At 43.5% G+C, this 6,393-nt stretch carries 5 protein-coding genes; 2 read left to right on the forward strand and 3 right to left on the reverse strand.

What is annotated here, in order from left to right; translation table 11 throughout:
• Window positions 1-459: 459 nt before the first annotated feature.
• The 3 genes from O9300_RS13120 to pdxA form a co-directional block, all read right to left on the reverse strand.
• Entirely contained in the window at window positions 460-1,653 is a 1,194-nt protein-coding gene (locus O9300_RS13120) for an IS4 family transposase (RefSeq protein ID WP_287972083.1), read from the reverse strand.
• A 432-nt stretch (window positions 1,654-2,085) separates the two neighbouring features.
• Window positions 2,086-3,450, reverse strand: coding sequence for an NAD-dependent succinate-semialdehyde dehydrogenase (locus O9300_RS13125; RefSeq protein WP_287972078.1), 1,365 nt, complete (start codon window positions 3,448-3,450; stop codon window positions 2,086-2,088).
• A 238-nt stretch (window positions 3,451-3,688) separates the two neighbouring features.
• Window positions 3,689-4,705, reverse strand: a complete 1,017-nt coding sequence (pdxA, locus tag O9300_RS13130; RefSeq protein ID WP_287972079.1) for a 4-hydroxythreonine-4-phosphate dehydrogenase PdxA — start codon at window positions 4,703-4,705, stop codon at window positions 3,689-3,691.
• 191 nt (window positions 4,706-4,896) lie between these two features.
• Here pdxA and corA point away from each other — a divergent pair, with 191 nt between their 5' ends.
• Entirely contained in the window at window positions 4,897-6,054 is a 1,158-nt protein-coding gene (gene corA, locus O9300_RS13135; RefSeq protein ID WP_287972081.1) for a magnesium/cobalt transporter CorA, read from the forward strand.
• Between the two features lie 62 nt (window positions 6,055-6,116).
• Window positions 6,117-6,257: a hypothetical protein gene (locus O9300_RS13140; RefSeq protein WP_287972082.1), complete on the forward strand. Its 141-nt coding sequence runs from the start codon at window positions 6,117-6,119 to the stop codon at window positions 6,255-6,257.
• The last annotated feature ends 136 nt before the right edge of the window (window positions 6,258-6,393 follow it).

The raw sequence follows: 6,393 nt of genomic DNA on the forward strand, positions 1-6,393 counted from the left end.
TTTTACGGTACATTAGCACTAATTAGAGAAGATGCAAGGGTGATGCAAGGGTGATGCAAGGGTTTTAAGAGATTCTAGCAGATTTAAGTGCATTTGGGAAGCTCTCAATCAAGCTAAAAGCCCTTTCCTGTAAGGTTTTTACCATTATTCAGCAAACCCTAGATAGTTTAAAAATGAAACGTAGAGTAATACTAAATCCGGTTATTAAAGACTGATTATTTATTCTCCCTTTTGCATGAGTGCCTCTCCTGATATGTAGCCTATACTCAACGGGTTTAGTATGAGGTGGCTTTACCGATTGTGGAATCAATTTGAAAATGGCTTATTTCGTTTTTGTAAATATAATATTCGAGACCTAATTTTTTTGATTGATTTATTAATAACTTTAATTTATATTCCCTTTCTTGTTGTTTTTTTACCTATTAGTATAGTCGTTGCTCTCAAGGGGTGACAGAACAGTTAAAAAGCTTGCTTTATAAGGCTCATAGCCGTTAACCCTTTGGAGAAATAAGGGTTTTTCTGGGGTTTGAGGCGGATCAAAGAAAAGGCAAGTTCCGAGAAAGTATCCATCGACTCAACCCAAAAAGTACCATAAGTACCTATCCAAAAATCACTATGTCTTTCAGCAGAACGATTAGATTCTTTGAGGCGACAAATATAAACACGGTGGGGTAAAATATTGAGTTGTTGACCCCGTATCGTATTTAAAGAATAGGCGATAGCAATCAATAAAACAAGAGCTAAAAAGCGAGGTTCACTAACTTTAGTCTTCTCGATATTATAACCTCCCGTTTTACAGTCTTTGAACATAGCTTCAATGCCAAAACGAGATTCATATAACTTTAAAGTCTTCTCTAAAGAGTCAAGATTAGTAAGAAGATACCAGGGAGCTTCGGCTTGTTTACTACGATAGCGTCTCTGACCGCGAGTTGCCAAATTAAAAGGTCCAAGTTTATGAGAATCTGTATAATAAATTCCTGAGAAAAACTGCTCAGTCCCTGGTTGAATATCCAGAGCTTTTAGAGGTTGATATTTGTCTTCACCTGATAACAGCAAAGATGTTCCCTTCTTTTGCCTCAGAATAAAGGCTATACCCTTTTCGTCTAGCCACTTTCCTAGTTGAACACTCTGAAATTCTCGATCCCCGATCACGACGACTGGATAAGATTTTAAGAGTTTTAACACAGGCTTCCGAAATTTTTTTTGTTCCCCCAGATTACTACTTACTTTTTTATCTAGCAATATCCAGTACACAGGTAAGGCTCTTTTTCCACAAATAACACTGGCTACAAATAAATTTCTTCCTTTCCAATCCGTTCTGTCGATTACCAATAACAGATGTCCTAGATGCCTAAGTTTTTTCAGTTTTCTTCTTTGATGTCGATTTTTATTTTTTCTGCTAAACTCTTGCTTAATAATGTGTTTAATTAGCGGAAACCATAACAATTTCACCCTTAATTGCGGTAACTTAAGAAACCTCTGTAAATTTCTTCTTCTGCTTTCAAAGGTAATTGGTTGAGGAAATAGGGCAGCTAATCTCTCTAATTGTACCGTTCTGTGACTGTGTAAGAGCAGTATGAGGATTTGCAGGGTAAGATATTGTGCTTCGCTCAGATTAGCTTGTAAACAAGCCTGATAGAATGATGGTAACATTTTAAATTTTTGAGTGGTTGCCATAACCACTCTATTTCTTTGGGGGACATTTGGCTAGAGTCTTTATCCTGCCTACCTTTAAACCTCTTTGTCACCCCTTGAGGTCGTTGCTATTTGGGAAGAAATGACTGAGGACAAAGATTAAAAGGAGTATCCCCCATTTCTTGTTATCAAATGGCCTTAGCTCATCATAAAGGTCAAAGGTATTAAAGGTGTAAAGGTTACTGCCAACCGCGCAAATTAAAATAACCCACACAAAAATCAGCCCCTTTTCTGTAAAATTGGCAATAAATGGGACTCAATATTATCAAAAATGCGCGGCATATTTTTAATCCGTAGGGTGCGCTCTTCGATAGCGTAACGCACCGACAATTGTGGTGGGTGATTTTGGTTATGGTGGTGGGTTACGCGTTGCTAACCCACCCTAATTATTTACTTAATCCAAACAGTTTTAACGTTGACAAATTCGCGAATACCTTCGACACTTAATTCCCGTCCAAAACCAGAACGTTTAATACCCCCAAAGGGCAAGCGAGGATCGGATTTAACCATACCGTTAATAAACACACAACCGGCCTCAATTTCGGTAATTAAACGCTCAATTTCTGCGGGGTTATTCGTCCAAGCACTAGAACCTAAACCAAAGGGACTATCATTAGCTAAAGCGATCGCTTCATCGATATTTTTGACTCGAAATAGTAAAGCCACCGGTCCAAAAAATTCCTCTTTTTCCCCCGGAGAACCGACAGGAATATCGGTTAAAATCGTTGGTAGATAAAAGTTACCTTTTCCCTCTAAACGTTGACCCCCCACAAGGACTTTACCACCCATAGCGACGGTTTTTTCGACTTGATGGGCAATTTCCGAGACGATCGATACCGTGGCCAAAGGACCGATATCAACAGTTTCATCGAGGGGATCACCCACTCTTAAAGCTTGGAATTTGGCCACTAATAACTGTTCAAATTGAGCGGCGACAGTTTCCATAACAATAAACCGTTTAGCGGCGATACAAGTCTGACCATTATTTAACAATCGCGCCGTCACTGCCGTCGCCGCTGCCGCCTCGATATCGGCAGTATCTAAAACGATAAAAGGATCACTACCTCCCAACTCCAAAACCACTTTTTTGATCTGTTTTCCCGCGGCGGCTGCTAAACTCATCCCCGCCGGTTCACTACCGGTTAAAGTGGCGGCTTTTACCCGTTCATCGTTAATTAAATCACTAACGCGATCGGCCCCGATCAAAAGAGTTTGAAAAGCACCTTCGGGAAAACCGGCTTCTAATAAAATCCTTTCCACCGCTAAAGCTGATTGGGGGACATTAGAAGCGTGTTTGAGTAGGCCGACATTTCCCGCCATTAAAGCGGGGGCAGCAAAGCGAAATACTTGCCATAAAGGGAAATTCCAGGGCATAACCGCTAAAATTACCCCTAACGGTTGATAACGGACAAAACTGCGACTAGCATCGGTGGCAATCAACACATCTTCCAGATAACCGGCGGCATTATCGGCATAAAAACGACAAACCAAGGCACATTTGAGGACTTCTGCGATCGCTGATTTGATCGGTTTCCCCATTTCTAAAGTCATGGTTTTAGCCAATGCCACCTGATCCCGTTCCAAAATGTCCGCCGCTTGCCGTAACCACTGTCCTCGTTCACTGATGGCGGTCTGGCGATACTGCTCAAAAGTGGCCTCAGCTAGGGTCAATTTCGCCGCCAATTCCTCCGAGGTTAGAGGGGTAAAAGTCTTGAGAATTTCTCCAGTGGCAGGGTTAACTGAAGCGATACCCATATCCCAATTGTCTCCTATCGAGCGCTATATCTCTAGTTTAGTTCTCCGGCTGTCCCGCTGCTTACACCAATTTGGCAATCGGGATTAGGAGAAGTGGGGAAGTGGGGGGATGGGGAAGTGGTGAGACCACTTCGTGCGCGTTGCGGGGGGAAGTGGGGGGATGGGGGAATTTCAACTAAAACCCTAAAACCCCAACACCCCAACACCCTAAAACCCTAAAACCTTAAAACCCCAACACCTAATACCGATCAATACGGCGCTGCTGACATAATTCGATCGCTAATTGGATCGCCGCTTGCATACTCTGGGCCCTAGCGATGCCAAGACCGGCGATATCAAAAGCCGTCCCGTGGTCTGGAGAGGTGCGAACAAAAGGTAAACCGATGGTGGTATTAACAGCACAGTCAAAAGCCATTAATTTCACGGGAATTAAGCCCTGATCGTGGTATAATGCCAGATATGCGTCGGCGGGTTGCCCTTGACCGCTAAACCAAGCGCGCCCCGGTTCCACCCAAAGCGTATCGGGGGGGACAAGGCCGATTAATTGGGTTTGCGGGTATTTTTGCCCCATTGACTCCAGCCAAGGCTGTAACCAGTCCTTTTCTTCCCTTCCCAGTTTTCCCGCTTCGCCACTGTGGGGATTAAGGCCGGATATGGCGATTTTTGGGTGATCGATGCCGAAATCTAGCTTTAAAGACTCGATCAATAGGTCTAGTTTTCGGGTCATCAGATCGGGGTTAAGGGCATCGGGAACTTCTCGCAGGGGGATGTGGGTAGTGGCGAGGAGAGTGCGTAAGTTATAGCCGGTGTGAGGGGATTTAGCGACGAATAGCATCCCATAACGGTTAATTCCAGCCATGGTAGCCAAAACCTCCGTTTGACCGGGGAAATCATAACCAGCCAACTGCCAACAGGATTTAGCGATCGGAGCGGTGACAATACCGTCAAATTCGCCCTTGAGGGTGCGTTTTATGGCTTCTTGCAGGTAAAGAAAGCTAATTTCACCACTAGGGGCATCCCCACGCCCGAAAACGATTTTTGACCGGTTGTAGGGCAAATCGATCAGAGAAAAGCGATCGAGAAGATGGGGATCGTGATAGGCTTTTTCGAGAAGCGTTCTTGTGCCGATTAGAGTAATCTGACAAATAGACGAGATTGAGGAATCGGCGATCGCTTTTAACACCACTTCAGGACCGATCCCGGCGGGATCACCGACGGGGATAACTAGACGGGGAATAAAAGAGGCGGATTCCATAAATTTTGGCCGTCAAGATGGCTAATTCTCCCGATTAATCTGATCGTTGACAATTATCAGGAGGGAATAAATCAGTAAACAATCTTCAGTTTACTGTAATCTCATGGCGATAGATAGTAACTTTAGGCAAATTAAATTTTTTAACTTCTCTGTTTTCTTATTGCCCAAATTAGCCAGATTGTTGTAAGCTTATGACCCAACTACAACCCGATATATTCGTCAACAATCGTCCCGATACCGAGGGAGACGAGGAAGAAGACTACTTCGATTATTTTTATGATGAACCGGGTAGTGAACCAGGGACATTAATTATTGAACCAGATGCCAAACCCTCGCGGATTATTTTAATCGACTACGATGAAGATAACGCCGTTCGCAAGGTGGATATTACCCCCAATGCTTGCGCCCCCTATATTGGCACAAATACCGTGTCTTGGATGGATATTCAAGGGTTAGGTAGTGAGACGGTTTTAAAACAGGTGGGAGAAATTTTTAATCTGCATCCTTTGTTATTAGAAGATGTGGTTAATGTGCCGCAGCGACCGAAGTTAGAGGACTATAACAATCAATTGTTAGTGATTTCTCAGATGGTGCGACTGAAAGAAGATGAAAGCGGTTTTGATACGGAACAGGTGAGTTTTGTCTTGGGAAAACGCTATCTTTTAAGTTTTCAAGAGGAGGAATTACAGGACTGTTTTGAGATAGTGAGAGATCGAATTCGCACTTCCCAGGGACGAGTACGGAAATCGGGGGCGGATTATTTAACCTATTTATTATTAGATACGATTATCGATGGTTATTTTCCCGTGGTAGAACACTACGAAGATCGGATTGAAGCGTTGGAAGATGCGATTATTAGTAATCCCGATCGAGATACAATGCAGGAAATCTATGATGTCCGTCGGGAATTATTGGCACTGCGTCGCTTAATTTGGCCGATGCGAAATGTCCTACATCTACTCATGCGTGACCATCATGGTATAGTCAGCGATGAAGTACAAATTTATTTTCGGGATTCCTACGACCACGTCATTCAAATTCTGGAAATTATCGAAGCTTATCGAGAATTAGCGGCGAGTTTGATGGATGTTTATATGTCCACTATGGGCAATAAATTAAACGAAATTATGAAGTTTTTAACCGTAATTTCGACGATTTTTATTCCCTTAACTTTTATCGTTGGTGTCTATGGCATGAACTTCGAGAATATGCCAGAATTAAAAGGAGAATGGAGTTATTTCATGGTCTGGTTAGTCATGTTAGCCGTAGCGGGAGGCTTGATTTTCTACTTCTGGCGCAAAGGTTGGTTTAAACCAATTTATTCCCTGAAAGAGGAAGCAAAAAGTTAGTTAACGAAGGCAGGAGACTCCGAGACTCCGAGACTCCGAGACAGGAGGCAGGTTTTGGGGTTTTGGGGTTTTGGGGTTTTAGGGTTTTAGTTCAATTTCCCCACTTCCCCCCGCAACGCGCACGCAGTGACCACCCCACTTCCCCACTTCCCCACTTCCCCACTTCCCCACACCCGACGACAAACTTTTTCAGCCAACCCTAATTAGGGGCTGCTGAAAAAGCTTTTCTGGGGGCAGGGTGTGGGGTGTGGGGTGTGGGGTGTGGGGTTTGATCGATTTTCAGGTGGTCAACTACCTAATTTTCAGGGAAAAAGTACCTGAATTTTCCCCCCTATCCCC

The organism is Microcystis sp. LE19-195.1E (assembly GCF_027532095.1).
GTDB classification, from domain to species: domain Bacteria; phylum Cyanobacteriota; class Cyanobacteriia; order Cyanobacteriales; family Microcystaceae; genus Microcystis; species Microcystis aeruginosa.